This window comes from Shewanella schlegeliana (assembly GCF_016765635.1).
In the GTDB taxonomy this organism is placed as follows: Bacteria; Pseudomonadota; Gammaproteobacteria; order Enterobacterales; family Shewanellaceae; genus Shewanella; species Shewanella schlegeliana.
In genome coordinates, this window is sequence record NZ_JAESVD010000001.1 from 612,626 (window position 1) to 630,486 (window position 17,861).

The following is a 17,861-nucleotide window of genomic DNA, read 5'->3' on the forward strand; positions in this document are numbered from 1 at the left end:
ATTACACATCCTCAAGTGATTGCTGTAAAGCCTGAATATTTACTAATAGTACGATTTTATTATCAGTATGCTCTGAAAGGATCTCATTTTCTATTCTTAAATAGCGACAGATCCCTTTGTACTTATGGTGTAATGCATTAATACTATTGAAGTCATTACTCGATAGCTGGCAGGTATCATGTTGTAAAGCTTTAAGCTCATCTGATAACACTTGGTGTAAATGAGACTTGGTGCTTGGATCGAACTGGTTAAAGAAAAGCGTTAGCTTATCACTAATACATTGACTAGCCGTTCGCATATTTTTGCTCCCTTTTGTGGTTATAACTATTGATCCAAGACATTAGATAGCGGCCTTCTATAGGAGGGCTGATAAAGTAGCCTTGTGCACTGTGGCAGCCCATTTTAAGGAGGTGGTTTTGAATAGATAAGGTTTCAACACCCTCTGCAACAACCTTTACATTTAGCTTTTGTGCTAAGGCTATAATTGATTCTACGATAGCTTGGTGTTGATGATTTTTATCAAGGTCTGACACGAAGTCTTTATCGATTTTTATCTCGTCAAAAGGAATGGAATCTAAGCGATCCAGAGTTGAGTAGCTTTTTCCAAAGTCGTCCAACGAAATTGGAATATCATTAATAATAAATTTAGCTATGGCCTGTAGCGACCTATCTTCATTGATAGTTTGCTGAGATTCGGTCAATTCGAGCATGAGTTTAATATCAGCATTGGCGAGGTGTTTATCAATAACGTAATTGATAAACTCATCTGATAAAAGGTCACTGGCGCTGATATTAATCGAGAGTCGATAATCTTTTAAAGATTCAAACAGGTGCCACTGAGATAAGGCTTGACTGAGAACCAATTTCGTTAATTGGCAATTGAGACCTGCATCTTCCACTAAAGGTATGAACTTATCCGGGTAAATAAAACCATCCCCTTGAATACATAGCCTAGAAAGAACCTCAAAACCAATGAGCTTACCTGTTGCGATCTCAATTTTTGGTTGATAACAAAGAAATAGATTATCTTCGTTCAGCAATGATGTGATATTACCAGAGTTGCATAGGGGCACTTCAATGTGCTTATTTGGGCTGCAATGAGTGCGTTTTTTCTTCGCAGCTACTGAAGCGTAGATCTCAGGAATATCCAGTGGTTTTTGAAACACACCCACTAAGTTTAAACTAAAACTGTTAGTAATATTTCCGATAAGCTCAAGGGTACGCTTATCAGAGGAGCTGACTATCACTAAAGGGATCTCACGACTCCGGGTTGTTGCCATGTGGTTGATAATGGCAAGTCCATCACCATTTTCCATTTTTAAATCGGCAATAACCAGATCGAATTGGTAGGATACATTGAGCGGGGCTTCACTGAGTATTTTAATTGCGGTATTACCACAATCTGCTTCTTGAAAATGAAATTCGGTATCAGGTGCAACCTGACAAAATTCACGCTTGATTATTTCTCTTATAAAAGTTTGATCATCAACAATCAGAACATTCATGAATTATCACCTTTTTCATCAGAGGCTAGGAAGTTCACAAGTTGTTGTGGCGTGATCACTGCCAGTTGTAATAGGAAGCGATTAGCCATTAATTCAGAGCGACTGAGCAAGAATGAATGGATCTTGATGGTGTCGTCGTTTACCTGCATGTTTCTTATCTTAAAGGGTTCTAGTTTGGCTGTATTAAGCTTCTTAATGAAATTTTCATCGCAGATACTGAAGCAAAGATGTCGCAGATGTTTTTGCTGTGAGAACTTGTTGATATAAGTCGACATAATGCTATTTTCGACTTGTTTAGTAGCACCAGCCGATGACAGGATCAACATTGCATCGTGACCATCTTTATCGCATCTGGTGATAATTTGGCTTAAGTTATTATTGATGTTAACTAACTCAAGTACATTTTGAGCGGTTGTCTCAATATAAAGGCTATGACCGATAATTTGACCGTTGTACGCCGTTGCAATGGAAATTCTCACATCACATAGGCCGTTAAACTCCCCTAAAGGAGGCCTAAGCTTTAAACTGGGATTCCCTTCGTAACGCAAGATCATTTTTAATACTAAATAAAAGCTATCATCGTTGATATCGATGCTTTCGATCTTGTAATCATCATTTTTGTAATATGGGTGATTCGATTTAAGTTTATCTGAATCACTTGCTGTGACGAGATGGCTACACTCTTCTAGAAATTGTTCATCGCTCCTGTAAATGTTAGTCAGTTCTTTATCATACAGTTCTACAATCTCAGCTTGTTTTGCAAGAGAGGGGATATTAACTCCACGTTCCCAACGGCTCACAGTTATTGAGTCTAAATTGTAAAACAGACTGCTATGTTGTCTTAGGTGCAAACACAGCTGTTCCTGGGATAAATAGTTATTCAAGCGCAGAGTTTTTAGGAATGTTGAAAAGACGTGGTTTTGCTTGCCTTTTGAGTAAGAGTAATTGGTAAAGGTCATAACGCGTTCCATTGGTTTTACTTAATTGTGTTAATAGTCCCATATATTGTGCTTTATCAATGTTATCAATGCGCTCGGGGTATAACTCGGTATACATGATCCACACGCTATGAATGGTTTCATTGAAATAAAGTCCTGTTACTCTTTCATTTATCATGCGAACACCAGCCAATCAGTCGGTAGAATGTACCAATGACAGAGTGTAAAACATTATATTTTTTAACAACATGGCAAGTTCGTAAAGTTACTTCGGCGAACATGCCTAGTTAGTACAAAATAAAATTTTAGCAATGAGAGAATAAGTTTATAGTTTGCCGCTCTTAATTAAGTGCTTAAAAAAGCAAATAAAATAGGGTAGAACTTAGCTGTGATTGCTTATAGTCGTTTTTAATGATCTCAAATACGTTTAAATTTGTTATCAACTTTAGAGTGTAACAGACTTAATAAGTGAAGTTGGTGTGCTGATTGTGATTAGTAATAAACTCTCTATATCGACGAAATGATTGCCTTAATTTTTATTCATCATGGGATTTAACCCTCGAATTATTGAGCCTTTACCCCATTAAAATTTTGCTAAGCCGTCTATATCGTTGGTCAAACCGATACATAAAAGCGTAAAGATTTCCATCCTTGCTAGCCAATTTAGTCCGCGAGTGTCCCTTAGACTTTACTCCTACTTTGTCGACAATTTGTTGGTTAAATGTTGACTGTTGATATTTATCTGGCTAGATTGTCGACAATCAATTGAAAACTAATATTGTGCTCAGAGATGACTTTTTTTAGCGAACAGCCAGTAACAACAGCAGATAAGACCTTTTTCCAACTACGTAAAGCGATCGTAGAGGGCGAGGTGTTGCAGGGCTCAAAGCTAAGTGAAACCGAGTTGTCGACAAAGTATGCCGTTAGCCGCGCCGTTGTTCGTGAAGCCATAAATCGCCTCGAAGCAAGTCATTTGGTTGAACGTAAAGCGAATGTGGGCGCGAGAGTCGTTAGCTTAACCGCTGAAGGTTTACTTGAACTTTATCAAGTGCGGGAGTCCCTTGAGGGCATGGCGGCGAGATTGGCTGCGATAAATATGTCCGATCAAGAAATATCGGATCTGCAAGACTTGCTCAATAGCCACTTCAACGAGGTCAGATCCGGTCAGTCCTATTACCAAGAGGCGGGTGATGTCGATTTTCACTACCGCATTATTCTAGGCAGTAAAAACAAACACCTTATCTCTATGTTGCTCGATGGCATTTATCACTTAGTGCGCATGTATCGGGTACAGCTTGGTATGAGTGGCCCTCGAGTCACAACTGCCTTTGATGAACATAAGCACATTGTACAAGCCATCTGTAACCGTGACGCCGAGCTAGCCGAAATGTTGATGCGTCGCCATATCTTGTACTCGAAGAACAGTATCGAAAACAAACTATTGGAAATAAACAGCTAAAACAATTTGAGCAGCAACTAATTTGAAGTCGGCATGCTCACAGAAAATGAATAGATAAACATAAGGAATAACACATGAGCGCAGGTAAGAAGTTTCGCGAGGCGTTAGCCGATAACAAACCCCTACAGATAGTGGGCACCATTAACGCCTACTCAGCCATGATGGCAAAGAAGATCGGTCATCAAGCTATTTACCTTTCTGGCGGCGGTGTCGCAAACGCCTCTTACGGCTTACCGGATCTGGGCATGACATCCCTAAACGATGTGCTTGTTGATGTGCAGCGCATTACTTCTGCTTGCGATCTGCCGCTAATGGTCGATATCGATACCGGTTGGGGCGGCGCGTTTAATATCGCTAAAACCATTCGTGATATGGAAAAGGCCGGTGCAGCAGCGGTGCATATGGAAGATCAAGTGGCGCAAAAGCGTTGTGGCCATCGTCCTAACAAAGAGATTGTCTCGACCGAAGAGATGGTGGATCGCATTAAAGCGGCGGTTGATGCCCGTACCGATCCTGATTTTTTCATCATGGCCCGTACCGACTCTTTCGCGCAGGAAGGCTTAGAGGCTGCAATTGCCCGGGCTAAAGCCTATGTGGCTGCAGGTGCTGACGGTATTTTTGCCGAAGCGGTAAAAACTAAAGAGCATTATTGCGCATTTGCCGATGCCCTTGATGTGCCTATTCTTGCCAATATTACAGAGTTTGGCCAAACAGAACTGTGGAATAAAGAGCAACTCGCAGAGTGGGGGATATCTATGGTGCTTTATCCACTGAGCGCCTTTAGAGCCATGAATAAAGCCGCTGAGATGGTGTACACCTCTATCTTGGAGAATGGTGACCAAAAAGCCGTGGTCGATTCGATGCAAACACGTATGGATCTTTACGATTATCTTGGTTACCACGACTACGAGCAGAAGCTAGATAAGCTGTTTTCTGAAGGCAAGAACTTGTAATTAGGCTTAAATGGCTCAGCACACAAGTTAAGTCAAATCTTAAGTAAGATGTTAGTAAACAGAGAAGTAAAAAGCTAAGTAAAAGAGTTAAAACAGTACCTTACAAAAAAGACGATAACAAAAGCGTCAGCGTGACGGAATAGCGCTGACGTATAACGATAAAAAGCCCTGCGCCCTAGTGCGACTGGGTATAAAACAAGAAGGAAGAGAGCTATGGTTGACAAGAAATTAGGCGGCGCAGGCCTTCGTGGTCAAAGTGCAGGTGAGACGGCTTTATGTACAGTAGGTAAATCAGGTTCAGGCTTGACTTATTGCGGTTACGACGTATCAGACTTAGCCGATAATGCCACTTTTGAAGAGGTGGCGTATTTGCTGTTTAACGGCGAACTACCTAATCAAACCCAGCTTGATCACTATAAAACTGAACTTTTCGCCCTTCGCGATCTTCCTCAAGCGCTGAAAGAGGTGCTGCAGCGCATTCCTGCGGACGCACATCCAATGGACGTAATGCGTACCGGTTGTTCATTCTTAGGTAACCTAGAGCCTGAAAATGATTTTAGCGAGCAAAACCGTGCAGCAAACCGCTTACTCGCAGCGTTCCCAGCCATCATGTGCTACTGGTATAAGTTCTCTCACGAAGGTGTAGAGATTGACTGCGTAACCGATGAAGACTCAATTGGTGGCCACTTCTTGCACCTGCTTAATGGCAAGGTGCCATCTGAGCAGCATCGCCGCGTAATGGATGTATCGCTAATTTTGTATGCAGAGCATGAATTTAACGCTTCAACCTTTACTGCCCGTGTTTGTGCATCAACCCTATCTGATATGTTCTCCTGTATTACAGGCGCAATTGGTACCCTACGCGGCCCACTGCATGGTGGAGCAAACGAAGCGGCAATGGATATGATCCAAAAGTTCACTTCACCACAAGATGCCAAAGCACAGATGGCTGGCATGCTTGAGCGTAAAGAGAAGATCATGGGCTTTGGTCATGCGATATATCGCGAGTCAGATCCACGTAACGTCATCATTAAAGCATGGTCTAAGAAGCTCGCTAACGAGTTTGGTGATAGCTCACTTTACGATATCTCTGTTGCTTGCGAAGAGTTTATGTGGGACAGCAAGAAGCTGTTCTGTAACGCCGATTTCTTCCACGCCTCGGCTTACCATTTTATGGGAATTCCAACTAAGTTATTTACGCCTATCTTTGTCTGTTCTCGCCTTACAGGCTGGGCAGCACACGTGATGGAGCAGCGTTCTAACAACCGTATTATTCGCCCAAGTGCAGATTATACTGGCGCTGAGCCACGTACGGTCACACCTATTAGTGAGAGATAGAAGCTAGAACGCGACTAAAACATAGATAAGGTCGCGGCGAGAGCGTCGCTGCGCTCCTGCTAGATCCTATACAGTCAAAAGCTTAAATGAGTACAGCTCTTATCTTTTGACTGTATAGCAGGGCTTCTTTTAAGAGGTATTAGCCCGCTCTAGTCGCGAAGCGTCCTAGCAGTGAGGCTGCGAACGCTCTAGAACCTAGTAGCTAGTACCTAGAAGCGAAGCGCCCTCGAACCTGTACGAATTAAATTGGAATGCATTATGAGTCCTGTAAACACCCAATACCGTAAACCCTTGTCCGGCACAGAGTTAGACTTTTTCGATACCGAAGCGGCCGTCAATGCCATCAGTCCCGGCGCCTATGCCAAACTGCCATACAGCTCTCGTGTGTATGCTGAAAACCTTGTACGTCGTTGTAGCCCAGAATCACTTAACGATTGCCTAAGCCAAATTATCTATCGTAAACGTGATTTAGACTTCCCCTGGTATCCTGCGCGCGTGGTGTGTCACGATATTCTTGGTCAAACAGCACTGGTTGACTTAGCAGGCCTACGTGACGCCATTGCAGAAAAGGGCGGTGACCCATCAAAAGTAAACCCTGTGGTACCGACCCAGCTGATTGTGGATCACTCGTTAGCGGTGGAGCACGCAGGTTTTGAAAAAGATGCCTTTGAGAAAAATCGCGCCATCGAAGACAGACGCAATGAAGACAGGTTTCACTTTATCAACTGGACTAAAACGGCCTTTAAAAATATTGATGTGATCCAGCCGGGTAACGGCATCATGCATCAGATCAATTTAGAGAAGATGTCGCCCGTTATTCAAGTCCGTGACGGCATTGCCTTTCCAGACACATTAGTAGGCACCGACAGCCACACCCCTCATGTTGATGCACTGGGCGTAATTGCCATCGGTGTAGGTGGACTCGAAGCCGAAAGCGTGATGCTAGGTCGCCCCTCGTATATGCGACTCCCCGATATTGTTGGTGTTGAGCTGGTGGGCGAGCGTCAAAGCGGCATTACCGCAACCGATATCGTACTGGCTATTACAGAGTTTTTGCGCAATGAAAAAGTCGTCTCGACTTACCTAGAGTTCTTTGGCGAAGGGGCGAGTAACTTAACCCTTGGCGATCGCGCGACAATTTCAAACATGACGCCAGAGTTTGGTGCAACCGCCGCCATGTTCTATATCGATGATAAAACTATCGATTACTTAAAGCTCACTGGCCGTGACGACAAGCAAGTTAAGCTGGTCGAAACTTACGCTAAGCAAGCAGGCCTATGGGCTGATACATTAAAAGAGGCTGAGTACGAGCGCGTGCTGCGCTTCGATCTATCAAGCGTTGGCCGTAACATTGCGGGGCCATCCAATCCTCATCGCCGCGTTGCAACCAGCGATCTTGCGGCAAAAGGCATAAGTGGTGAACTTGAGGATATGAGCGGTGATAAAGCGGGATTAATGCCCGATGGTGCTTGTATCATCGCCGCAATTACCAGCTGCACCAATACCTCTAATCCACGTAACGTGATTGCAGCAGGCCTACTGGCTCGCAACGCCAATGCTAAAGGCTTGTCCCGTAAACCTTGGGTTAAAACATCCTTAGCACCAGGCTCTAAAGCGGTGCAGCTCTACTTAGAGGAGGCCAAGTTACTGCCTGAGCTTGAAGCCCTTGGCTTTGGTATTGTCGGCTTTGCCTGTACCACCTGTAATGGCATGAGCGGCGCACTGGATCCTAAAATTCAGCAAGAGGTGATCGACCGCGATCTTTATTCCACGGCGGTACTCAGCGGTAACCGTAACTTCGATGGCCGCATTCACCCCTATGCTAAGCAAGCCTTCTTGGCATCACCGCCATTAGTGGTTGCCTATGCAATTGCAGGTACCATCCGCTTCGATATTGAAAAGGATGCACTGGGCCAAGACAGCAAGGGCAACGATATCTTACTTAAAGATCTGTGGCCAAGTGATGAAGAGATCGATGCCGTGATCAGCCAGAGCGTTAAGCCTGAGCAGTTCCGTCAAGTGTATGAGCCGATGTTCGACATCAAAGTCGACTATGGCACAGATAACCAACTGCAAAATAAGCCTCAATACGATTGGCGTCCACAGAGCACCTATATTCGCCGCCCACCTTATTGGGAAGGCGCATTAGCCGGTGAGCGCACCATGAAAGGGATGCGCCCGTTAGCGGTACTGGGTGATAACATCACTACCGACCACCTTTCGCCGTCAAACGCGATTATGCTCGACAGCGCAGCAGGGGCATACCTGTACAAGATGGGCTTGCCCGAAGTCGACTTTAACTCCTATGCGACTCACCGAGGCGACCATTTAACCGCCCAGCGAGCGACCTTTGCCAACCCTAAGCTCTTTAACGAGATGGTGACTAAGCTTGACAGTAACGGCGAAGTTGAAGTGAAGCAGGGCTCGTACGCTCGTATCGAACCAGAAGGCGTTGAGTCACGCATGTGGGAAGCGATTGAGACCTACATGGAGCGTAAACAACCACTGATCATTATTGCTGGTGCCGATTATGGTCAAGGCTCTAGCCGAGACTGGGCAGCAAAAGGGGTACGCCTTGCAGGTGTTGAAGTGATTGTTGCCGAAGGATTTGAGCGTATTCACCGCACTAATCTGGTTGGCATGGGCGTATTACCGCTTGAATTTATCAAGGGTGATAACCGCCACACCTATCAGATTGATGGCACCGAGACCTATGATGTACTGGGTGAGCGAACGCCGGGCGCATTGCTTACCGTTATCATGACGCGTCGTAATGGCGAAACCGTTGAGATCCCGGTTAAGTGCCGACTCGATACCGCAGAAGAGGTATCTATCTATGAAGCAGGCGGCATTTTACAGCGCTTCGCCCAAGATTTTTTAGAGTCTTCAGCTGGCTAGGAGTCTTCAACGAGAGCCTTCAGCGAATAAGGAAGGCTTCAGCGGATAAAGAGTAGAGCTTTACTCTTTTCTCTAGCAGCTGTAAGTCGATACTTTTATATCGTTATCCTGATGAGACGCCGCAAGTACATCCTTGTAGGCTCTGCGGTGGCATCCATGCCACCAAAGCTCATCGTTATAACGATATAAAACCTCACGCACAGGTTGTTTGATTTTACATATTAATAAATGGCTCAAACAGCATTAAAACGGTGTTAATTATGACCACTACAACGGATTCAAAACCAGTATTTTCACCACAAATCAAAGTGCCTGCTACTTATATGCGTGGCGGCACCAGTAAAGGGGTGTTTTTCAATTTAACCGACTTGCCAATTGAGGCGCAGGTCACAGGGGCTGCACGGGATGCACTGCTGCTTAGGGTTATTGGCAGCCCAGATCCTTACGGTAAACAAACCGATGGCATGGGCGGCGCGACCTCAAGCACTAGCAAAACCGTGATTATTGCTAAAAGCGATAAGGCCGATCACGATGTCGACTACCTATTTGGCCAAGTCGCTATCGACAAACCCTTTGTGGATTGGAGCGGTAACTGCGGTAACCTGTCTGCAGCAGTCGGCTCGTTCGCCATCAGTAGCGGCTTAGTCGATAGTAGCCGCATTTCTGAAAACGGTATTGCGGTGGTGCGGATTTGGCAAAAAAATATTGGCAAAACCATCATCGCCCACGTGCCTATTACTAATGGCGAAGTACAAGAGACAGGTGATTTTGAACTTGACGGTGTGACCTTTCCAGCAGCAGAGGTACAAGTTGAGTTTTTAGACCCAGCCGATGGTGAAGGGGCTATGTTCCCAACAGGCAACTTAATCGATGATTTAAAAGTACCAACAGAGATTGTGCCAAGTGGCGTATTGCAGGCCACCATGATCAACGCAGGTATTCCTACCGTGTTTATCAATGCCGCAGAACTGGGCTATACCGGAGCGGAGCTGCAAGAAGCCATTAATGGTGATGCAAAGGCGCTTGCGATGTTTGAGACTATCCGCGCTTACGGCGCAGTGCAGATGGGGCTGATTAACCATATCGAAGAAGCCGCAAGCCGTCAGCACACACCAAAAGTGGCGATAGTAGCTGCGCCAATTGACTACACATCATCTAGCGGCAAAGCGATTGATAAAAACAGCATAGATCTAAATGTGCGCGCACTGTCTATGGGCAAATTACATCACGCCATGATGGGCACTGCTGCTGTCGCCATCGGCACTGCGGCAGCGATCCCCGGCACCTTAGTCAGCTTGGCGGCAGGCGAGGGAAAACGTCAGCCTGTAAACAAAGGCTTCGTTACCTTTGGTCACCCATCTGGCACCTTAAAAGTCGGCGCCGAGGCCAGTCAAGTCGATGGTCAGTGGCAGGTGAATAAAGCGGTCATGAGCCGCAGCGCCCGCATCTTAATGGAAGGCTGGGTGAGAGTGCCAGAAGAACCTGTTTAAAATTAAGCTGAAGCTAGCGGTTTGGGTATAGAACCGCTAACTTCGATATGAGAAATTCAAGCCGAATAATTGAGGATTGGGAAAGCCAAGACTCGTTACCTACTACTTATACTGACGTCGAACTATATACATTCCTATAAAACTGTAGGGAGGGGCGTCATTTTTTAATTACCTTAATCAACCGAGCGAAAGTTTTCATGTTGTCGGTAGCGACTTTATCTTCATATTCTGGGTTATTTGCTTTTAGCAAGTAGCGACCATCAGGCTGTTTTTTCACTACTCGCAATAAATATTCGCTATCTCCGGCATCATCGATTCGTTCTATAGCCAATGTGAGGCTAGAAATCGAGCCTGCGTTAACAGGGGTTATCCATTCGAGTAGTAATAAGTCTCCGTTAGCAATGGGGTTTTTTCCACCGTGCATAGAATTGCCGCATGCAGGGGCGACAAAATATCTTTTTGGATCGTATTTATCATAGTAAGCAGGCAGCGACAGTTGCTCTACATGGGTATAAGTTCCTGTTTTAAAGTTGCCGCAGGCGATCCTTAAGTCTGGATAATAAGGTAAAGATACTGAGTCGCCAGTAGATAGACTGTCAATTGGCTTAGTGACACTCTGTTCAATCGGGATCGCTGAACTTTGCAAATTAAGTTGTTTTGAATTGATATATTTAGCTAACCGATAATCAACTAACTCCTGCACCAGTTCGTGTAAGAGCTCTAATTCTTGGGCTGTAGGTTTAATATTGGCAACAAAGAAACCATCTATAACAGAGAACCATTGCTGCGAATTGGACTTGATAGTATTGGTAAAGGCCTTAATTGGATTGCCTAGCCAGTATTTATGCCATGCTTCACTTTCAGCCGTTAAACCACGCTGCTTTTCGGGCAATTCGGAATTAAATAAATCAGGTCGACGGTTAAGAACCAACCAACTTCGTTTGGATAAAGCTTGAGTCGTAGGCGAATTATTGAATCCATTAAGCTCTAAAAAAGCCGCTAATAAAATCGGTTTAAAGCATTTAGTCATTGATGTCATTTCAATGCTTTCGAGCATAAAATCGTGATACTTTTCGATGATCGGCATCATCGGTACATCGCTAGCGCTATCAAGTAAATTGTTTTTCACTAAGTTAAACCAACTTTTATGTTGCTTGCGGACTTTTGTTAAGTCGTAGCCGTGTTGGAAAAACTCCGTCGCGGTAGGTCGGTGGCCGAGCTGTTCGTACAGGGTGTTAAACTCTTCTACAGCGCTATATTTCAATTTGTCTTTTAACGTTTGCCATAAATTAATTAATTCAATTGGTAAATTAACATAGCAACCATCGGGTAATGTAGGGGCCTCTTTACCACTGAGAACTCTGCCTGCTCCCTCCTCGCCAAGAAGAGCAAACGGCTTATTTAGGAAGGAGTGATGATTGCCTATGTAATCGACCACAGTTAGCTTATTTTTGTTAGTGGTAGCAGATGTACGTAACCCACGGCCTAGCTGCTGTAAAAATAGAATCTTAGATTCACTAGGGCGGATCATTAAAATGGTATCAATCGAGGGTAAGTCAGTACCTTCATTAAACAAATCGACAGAGAAGATAATATCTAGCTCACCGTTTTTTAAACTCAGTAGAGCTTCATTACGTTTAACCTGTGAATCGTTATAAACGGCTGCTGCCTTTACTCCTTTAGCGGTAAAATGCTTCACCATAAAATTTGCATGTCGTATAGACATACAGAAGGCAAGGGTTCGTGTCTGCTTTAAACGCTGCCAATGGTCAAATACATGGTTAGCGCGTTGGAGAGTTGCAAAGGCATTATCTAGACTATGAGGATCAAATTTTCCGTTCCGCCAAGGAATAGTCTGATAATCGACACTATCATCAAAAATCCCATGATAATCAAAAGGTACTATGATCCCTGCTTCGATACCGTGGACTAAATTACGTTCAAAAACTAAGTTATTATCTACTAATGACAATATATCTGCTTGGTCCGTACGCTCAGGAGTTGCGGTTAAACCTAATAGAAACTGCGGTTGAAAATGTGCTAACAGATGCTTATATGTCGGTGCACTTGCATGATGAAACTCGTCAATAATAATGTAATCAAAATGCTCAGGCTTAAAATGCATAAGATGTGCTTTTCTACCGAGGGTTTGCACTGAAGCGAAGATAAATTTTGCTTCTTTATTTGTTTCTTTTCCGTTGTATAAACCTGTAGAGGTTTCATTCATTAGAGTGACGAAGGTATTTTGCGCTTGCAATAAAATCTCTTCACGATGAGCTACAAATAATATTCTCTTAGCTTGAAACTGCTGTGCATCAAACGCTGCTAACCAAGTTTTACCCATCCCCGTAGCTAATACTACTAGACCACGTTTAAAACCTGCATTACGACTGTCACATAAAGCCGTTAACGCAAGTTGTTGCACTTCATTCGGAGTCGCTGGCTCAAATTGTTCGATACGGTCATCGTTACTGACTAGTGCTAAAGGCGCTTTTCTCAATTTTGCATGGCGTGACTGGTAGTCATTAATCCAGTTATGAGTTAAATCATGTGATTGCTGGTGGGTGAAAATAGCATTGAACTGAGATCTTATATGGCTAAATTCGTTATCAATATTTGCTTCATCAGGGTTAAAATCATAACGAATACACCACTCATGAGCGTACTGTAACGCTGTGGCGCTAATATTGTTTGAGCCGATAAAAGCACAGCCATCATGCAAACTACCATTTTTATTTTTAATGAAAATGTAAGTCTTCATGTGAAAACTTTCGCCGTGACGGCATTGAAATATTTTAGTATTAGCGCCGCGCTCCTGCAGTAACATCAGCTGCTTTAATGCTCGAGGATCGGTTATACACAAATAATCAGAAGTCAGTATGTTGATACGACTTGTTCTTGCTAAAGCATCTTCCAAAGCTGGCAATAACAAGTACATTCCAGAAAACTGCAAAAATGATACTGAAATTTCAATTTCATCGGCATTATTAATAGCGTGTAAAAGCTTCGGTAGCAGAGGGTCTTCACTGCCTCCTGTAGTGAGCTTCAACCCTGTATACAGTTCATTTTTTGATAACATACTTACGTCATGCATATAGAATCACTTAGTCAAAATTAAGTTGAGCCATTGTTCACTTTCTCTCTCAGGCCGTAAATCACCCGTTAGCCAACTCTCAGCGATCTTTAAATCGGTATTTTTGATGAATAACTGGACTCGATTTTCATCTGCGTTGGTAAAATAACGGCCGTCGCGTTCGACATCGTTAGTACCGTATTTAAATGAGCAATAGAAATGGCCTTTGTGTGTTAACTGTTTTGACAAATTAGCAAAAACAGAAGGCAACTCTGCACTTGGCACATGCAATAAAGAGGCGCAAGCCCAGATCGCATCCAACGGCTGAGAACTATTAAACTCTTGGAATAAGCAAGTAGTTACAGGTTGGCCTATTAAGTTGCTTGCCGCTGCAGCTAACGCCTTACTCGCATCTATTGCAGTAACTTGATAGCCATTATCGATAAAATATTTACTGTCTCGGCCTGAGCCACAGCCGGCATCAAGGATATGGGCATTAAGAGGCAACAAAGGTAGAAATCGTTGATATAAACTGGTCATATCAACGTTTAATGTATTGTTTATGAAAGAGTCTGCGTTGTCATTATAGAATGAAATGGTTGTATTGTTATTCACAAACGGTGGTACCTTTTTAGTTAACACACTGTAATAGCTCTATTAGTTTGTAATGATATCATTCATTACGGCTATATCGCGATCTGTATTATTTATTGGAATATTGAGTTAACAGATTCATATTCATCGTTACAATTAGTGTAACCTGCAATCTTATTTGGGTTAGTTTTTAAGTTGTTAAAATATAATTTGCTTAAATAAGTCACATGCTTGTTTACCGTTAGCACGTTTACCTGGCGTTCGCCGTCCCGTGATTTCATTGGTATTCATCAGTTGAACAAATTGGTTCATCTCTGGCCCGTAGCTGATATGCAGTGGTCGTGATTTTCCATAATAGTAGATACGGTCGAACTTAAGGTTTTCTGCAATCCACAGTGCGACTTCATCCATTTGATTTGGCATGGCATCAACAAAAAAGTCGACTGCCGCTCCAAGGCGAGGGCAGATCAATTTGCCTTTCCTATTGAGCTCGTGGCTGGCGTGTTGGTCTAGGTTTGGCGCAATATGAGGGTTATCATTCTTCTTAATCGCTCTGGCTAACTCTGGTGAACAAAAGCCATAGGTAAGGGTGATTGGACCAAACTGCTCAACAATAGGATCGAGTAAGTTAACAGATAGTCGCTTCAAGGCTTCGATAGATGAACGTTGTCTTGGAATGTTAGCTAGCTTTTGCGTTGCGTAAGTTTGTGTTGCATAAGTTTGGCTACAATAAAGCAGATCTTCTAAAGTAAAATATTTGCTTAATTTTGAATGGCTCTGCATCGAGATAATGGCCTAGTTGAGCTACTACATTTGAGTTTGGGGAACAGCGCTTTGTTTTAAGCGCTGTAAGCATTCTATTGGCTGTTAAACCACTGACTAAACTCTTCGAAATCAATACTTCCATTTCCATCGAGATCTATTGCGTCAAAACCTATCTCGGCACTTTCATCGGGTTCAATTGTTTCTAGAGCAAGTAGTAGGAGTTTGAACTCAGAAAGTACAATTCTCCCGTCACCGTCAGTATCGAAATGGTCGAAATTTTCTTTGAGCTCTTCTTGGCATAAATCAGTCATTATTGACTCCTACGTTAGTTTTGCTTTCAATTTTCTACCATAAGCGATTGAATTAGCTTGGCTAGTTTTTCATTCAGCTTGATGAGTAAGTTCACTTCCTGTTCAAATTCATCATGAATGCCTCTTACCATTTCGTCAACCGATATAGCGTTCGTTAACGATAAACTGCTGAACCTATTTTTGGTAAAAAGGCCAAGCATAGAGATTTATCAATGCTCGGCCTGTTTCATATATAAGCTTATGCTATGACATAGTCAGCTCTGCCTGTAACGCTTCTCTAACGGTTTGTATCAGGAGCGGTTTGATATCGAGCTCCTTCACTAGCATTCGTGCAAGCCGCGTAACATGTCTGGATAACGGCTTGGTTGGATTAAATTCGTTATAGAGACTTAACCAAGCTGCAACCAGTTCGATTTCATCAAAGCCGAGTAGCTCAAGCTGTGTGAGGATATTGATAATAGCCTCATCTTCACCCATCTCTTCAAGATCGACAATATCAAATTCGCTGAGTCCCATATGATTACTTGGTGTGAACTCTTCATTTAATTTTTCTGCGATGCTGGTGCTGGCAGCGACTAATTCCTCAATCGACTCCTTGAATAATTCTTCAATCGGCTCTGCAATAGACTCTGAAGTCGCGTCACTACTGTTGTAAATAGGTCTGTCACAGCTTAAAAATGCAGGAATGTCGAGGTAGTCACGCTCACGATGCATTTGAGCGGGGAGCTCGTTAGTACACAATGAGATGTCCCCCTCACAAACAACGCTTCCTAGTCCCATATAACCTGCTGGTATTTGATGGGGAACCGATCGCATTTCAGGCAAACCGAGTTCGACTGCATTATGGTTAGTCTTGACCAAGATACAGTGAGTCTCATCGGTAATAAGCTGATACTTTAAAGCCAGTTCGATAGCCTGTTCTTTTGGGAGCGATGCGAGTCTGGCGTAGGCTGCCAGTCGCGCTAAGGTGTTAATGCTATCGGAATATGGATGTAATTCGATGTTTTGTTCGTAGGTTTGGCTTGGCTTTTTGCTCTTGCCTTGATCAGTGTTTGAAGCACGAATATACGCATAAGATAATGTCGCTTGCTTAGTTGTAAGCAGCTTTAATTGCGCAAAACTGTTTACTGTATCTCCTGCAAAAATCGTCGCTTGATGGCTTAACGTTTGCGACAGGGTAGTGTCGTCATTCGATTCGTCACCAAAGCGAATAATACTCTGGGTCAATTTGGGCTGTTTAATGCGGCAGAAATGCTGAACAATTCTATTGCTCATATTTTCGTTGGGGGTGACAAACTCGCTAGCACCACCAGTTTTATCGGCTAACTGCCTTAAGAAAGCTTCACTTACGGCGCAGCCCACACCAACAACAAAATGGCGATGATTTGACTGCTGCGCTTTAAGAAGCAGTTGCTCCTCCCCCCAAATTTCACCATCGGTTATCAACAATATGTTTGATGTAAGCTCGGCTGGTGCGGCTGAGTCATAGGCGGCATTCAGTGCCGTTAACATCTCGGTGCCACCAAGATCTGCTTTTAAGTTAGCAAGTTCTTTGGCTGCAATGTCAAGATTCGTTCTGCTGGCCTTTACAGACTCGGAGAACAAACTCCTATGATGACTACCAAACAGTATGATGTTGAACCAATCATCTTCATCTAACAATTCAAGGATCTGCTTTAGTGCTATACCTGCTTGGGCGATTGAATCACCAGACATTGAGCCTGAGCAATCGACAACCATTATTATTGATTTAGGCGTGGTTTCATCGTATGAGTCAATTTGTGGATAGAATGAGGTCAGCGCGACAATTTTATCGTCATCTTTGCTCCACAGTCCTTCGCCCACACAGTGCTCTGGCTGGGTGAACTCGACAATTAAGTCACGATCCATTGCTGTAGTTTGATTTTTGAGGCTGATTTTTAAGGCCTCATTGTCATAGTGCTTGGCTATTGCATGAGTAGGACTGTTTACTGCTGCGCTAGCCAGCTGGCCTTGAATGGTTAACTCAAAATTCAGAGTATAAGCTGTTGATAAGCTATGCTCCGGTACTTGATGGGGTTCTAAGCCGCTACTTGTCGGATTTCCGTATCGAGGGGTGAGGGTGGTTGGCAGATAAAAACGTAGTGAATCGCCTTGCCATTGATGGAGCTGCGCATATTTAAATTTGATTATGGCGGTCTCGTTCGCAAGTAAATTACCTAAATTGACACAATATAGACCCTCTTTGATTTTTGTCAGTAATAATGCGGTATCTCCATCAGTAATTGCCTGCTCATATTGCGTTTCTGCGATCATTTTGGGTTTAACTTGGCCCGAGATTTTCTCGCCGTTTATTTCTACAACTAACTCTAATAACACTGCATCCAACGGTAGCGGGAACGTATAAACCGCCTCAATGTTGCTCTGTTCTGTATTGATGTAGGTCTGCTCGATATTAACTTGTGATAACACGCCGTTTAGTACTGCTTTTACATCAACCGCTTTTAAAGCTACATCTTCACCACCGGATGTTTTTAAACCTATCTCGTCGTTCATTT

Annotated in this window: 14 protein-coding genes; 5 read left to right on the plus strand and 9 right to left on the minus strand. The window is 43.5% G+C overall.

Features of this window, described 5'->3' with window-relative positions; genetic code table 11:
* Position 1 precedes the first annotated feature (1 nt).
* The 4 genes from JMA39_RS02760 to JMA39_RS02775 form a co-directional block, all read right to left on the minus strand.
* On the minus strand, positions 2–298 hold the full coding sequence (locus JMA39_RS02760; RefSeq protein ID WP_202720282.1) for a hypothetical protein: 297 nt from the start codon (positions 296–298) through the stop codon (positions 2–4).
* Positions 285–1,505, minus strand: coding sequence for an EAL domain-containing response regulator (locus JMA39_RS02765; protein ID WP_202720283.1), 1,221 nt, complete (start codon positions 1,503–1,505; stop codon positions 285–287). The genes JMA39_RS02760 and JMA39_RS02765 overlap by 14 nt, the downstream gene beginning before the upstream one ends.
* The gene (locus JMA39_RS02770; RefSeq protein ID WP_202720284.1) at positions 1,502–2,305 is read right to left on the minus strand and encodes an XRE family transcriptional regulator; all 804 of its coding nucleotides are present in this window, start codon (positions 2,303–2,305) and stop codon (positions 1,502–1,504) included. Before JMA39_RS02770 ends, JMA39_RS02765 begins: the two co-directional genes overlap by 4 nt.
* A gap of 76 nt (positions 2,306–2,381) precedes the next feature.
* The gene (locus tag JMA39_RS02775; protein WP_202720285.1) at positions 2,382–2,621 is read right to left on the minus strand and encodes a hypothetical protein; all 240 of its coding nucleotides are present in this window, start codon (positions 2,619–2,621) and stop codon (positions 2,382–2,384) included.
* A 612-nt stretch (positions 2,622–3,233) separates the two neighbouring features.
* On the opposite strand from JMA39_RS02775, the gene JMA39_RS02780 reads away from it, so the two are divergent.
* The 5 genes from JMA39_RS02780 to prpF all read left to right on the plus strand — a co-directional run bounded on the left by JMA39_RS02780 (position 3,234) and on the right by prpF (position 10,581).
* Positions 3,234–3,902, plus strand: a complete 669-nt coding sequence (locus JMA39_RS02780) for a GntR family transcriptional regulator (protein ID WP_202720289.1) — start codon at positions 3,234–3,236, stop codon at positions 3,900–3,902.
* Positions 3,903–3,976: 74 nt separating this feature from the next.
* Positions 3,977–4,855, plus strand: a complete 879-nt coding sequence (prpB, locus tag JMA39_RS02785) for a methylisocitrate lyase (protein ID WP_202720291.1) — start codon at positions 3,977–3,979, stop codon at positions 4,853–4,855.
* A gap of 213 nt (positions 4,856–5,068) precedes the next feature.
* On the plus strand, positions 5,069–6,193 hold the full coding sequence (gene prpC / locus JMA39_RS02790; protein ID WP_202720293.1) for a bifunctional 2-methylcitrate synthase/citrate synthase: 1,125 nt from the start codon (positions 5,069–5,071) through the stop codon (positions 6,191–6,193).
* Between the two features lie 258 nt (positions 6,194–6,451).
* A complete protein-coding gene (gene acnD, locus JMA39_RS02795) occupies positions 6,452–9,091 on the plus strand; it encodes a Fe/S-dependent 2-methylisocitrate dehydratase AcnD (RefSeq protein WP_202720294.1) in 2,640 nt (879 codons plus the stop codon).
* Between the two features lie 260 nt (positions 9,092–9,351).
* Positions 9,352–10,581, plus strand: a complete 1,230-nt coding sequence (gene prpF / locus JMA39_RS02800; RefSeq protein WP_202720295.1) for a 2-methylaconitate cis-trans isomerase PrpF — start codon at positions 9,352–9,354, stop codon at positions 10,579–10,581.
* Positions 10,582–10,738: 157 nt separating this feature from the next.
* Here the strand turns inward: prpF and JMA39_RS02805 are convergent, their stop codons facing one another.
* The 5 genes from JMA39_RS02805 to JMA39_RS02825 form a co-directional block, all read right to left on the minus strand.
* The gene (locus JMA39_RS02805) at positions 10,739–13,675 is read right to left on the minus strand and encodes a DEAD/DEAH box helicase family protein (protein WP_237732545.1); all 2,937 of its coding nucleotides are present in this window, start codon (positions 13,673–13,675) and stop codon (positions 10,739–10,741) included.
* Between the two features lie 6 nt (positions 13,676–13,681).
* Positions 13,682–14,269, minus strand: coding sequence for a class I SAM-dependent methyltransferase (locus JMA39_RS02810; protein WP_244999899.1), 588 nt, complete (start codon positions 14,267–14,269; stop codon positions 13,682–13,684).
* Positions 14,270–14,446: 177 nt separating this feature from the next.
* Complete coding sequence (locus JMA39_RS02815) at positions 14,447–15,031, minus strand: hypothetical protein (protein WP_202720296.1); 585 nt, start codon at positions 15,029–15,031, stop codon at positions 14,447–14,449.
* 74 nt (positions 15,032–15,105) lie between these two features.
* Positions 15,106–15,324, minus strand: a complete 219-nt coding sequence (locus JMA39_RS02820; RefSeq protein WP_202720297.1) for an EF-hand domain-containing protein — start codon at positions 15,322–15,324, stop codon at positions 15,106–15,108.
* 243 nt (positions 15,325–15,567) lie between these two features.
* On the minus strand, positions 15,568–17,859 hold the full coding sequence (locus JMA39_RS02825) for a VIT domain-containing protein (protein ID WP_202720298.1): 2,292 nt from the start codon (positions 17,857–17,859) through the stop codon (positions 15,568–15,570).
* Between the last annotated feature and the right edge of the window lie 2 nt (positions 17,860–17,861).

What these genes read in the sequence shown, in the direction of transcription:
- JMA39_RS02760 (WP_202720282.1), bottom strand. Translation starts at nt 298, where the DNA reads ATGCGAACGGCTAGTCAATGTATTAGTGATAAGCTAACGCTTTTCTTT.
- JMA39_RS02765 (WP_202720283.1), bottom strand. Translation starts at nt 1,505, where the DNA reads ATGAATGTTCTGATTGTTGATGATCAAACTTTTATAAGAGAAATAATC.
- JMA39_RS02775 (WP_202720285.1), bottom strand. Translation starts at nt 2,621, where the DNA reads ATGATAAATGAAAGAGTAACAGGACTTTATTTCAATGAAACCATTCAT.
- JMA39_RS02780 (WP_202720289.1), top strand. Translation starts at nt 3,234, where the DNA reads ATGACTTTTTTTAGCGAACAGCCAGTAACAACAGCAGATAAGACCTTT.
- prpB (WP_202720291.1), top strand. Translation starts at nt 3,977, where the DNA reads ATGAGCGCAGGTAAGAAGTTTCGCGAGGCGTTAGCCGATAACAAACCC.
- prpC (WP_202720293.1), top strand. Translation starts at nt 5,069, where the DNA reads ATGGTTGACAAGAAATTAGGCGGCGCAGGCCTTCGTGGTCAAAGTGCA.
- acnD (WP_202720294.1), top strand. Translation starts at nt 6,452, where the DNA reads ATGAGTCCTGTAAACACCCAATACCGTAAACCCTTGTCCGGCACAGAG.
- prpF (WP_202720295.1), top strand. Translation starts at nt 9,352, where the DNA reads ATGACCACTACAACGGATTCAAAACCAGTATTTTCACCACAAATCAAA.
- JMA39_RS02805 (WP_237732545.1), bottom strand. Translation starts at nt 13,675, where the DNA reads ATGCATGACGTAAGTATGTTATCAAAAAATGAACTGTATACAGGGTTG.
- JMA39_RS02815 (WP_202720296.1), bottom strand. Translation starts at nt 15,031, where the DNA reads ATGCAGAGCCATTCAAAATTAAGCAAATATTTTACTTTAGAAGATCTG.
- JMA39_RS02820 (WP_202720297.1), bottom strand. Translation starts at nt 15,324, where the DNA reads ATGACTGATTTATGCCAAGAAGAGCTCAAAGAAAATTTCGACCATTTC.
- JMA39_RS02825 (WP_202720298.1), bottom strand. Translation starts at nt 17,859, where the DNA reads ATGAACGACGAGATAGGTTTAAAAACATCCGGTGGTGAAGATGTAGCT.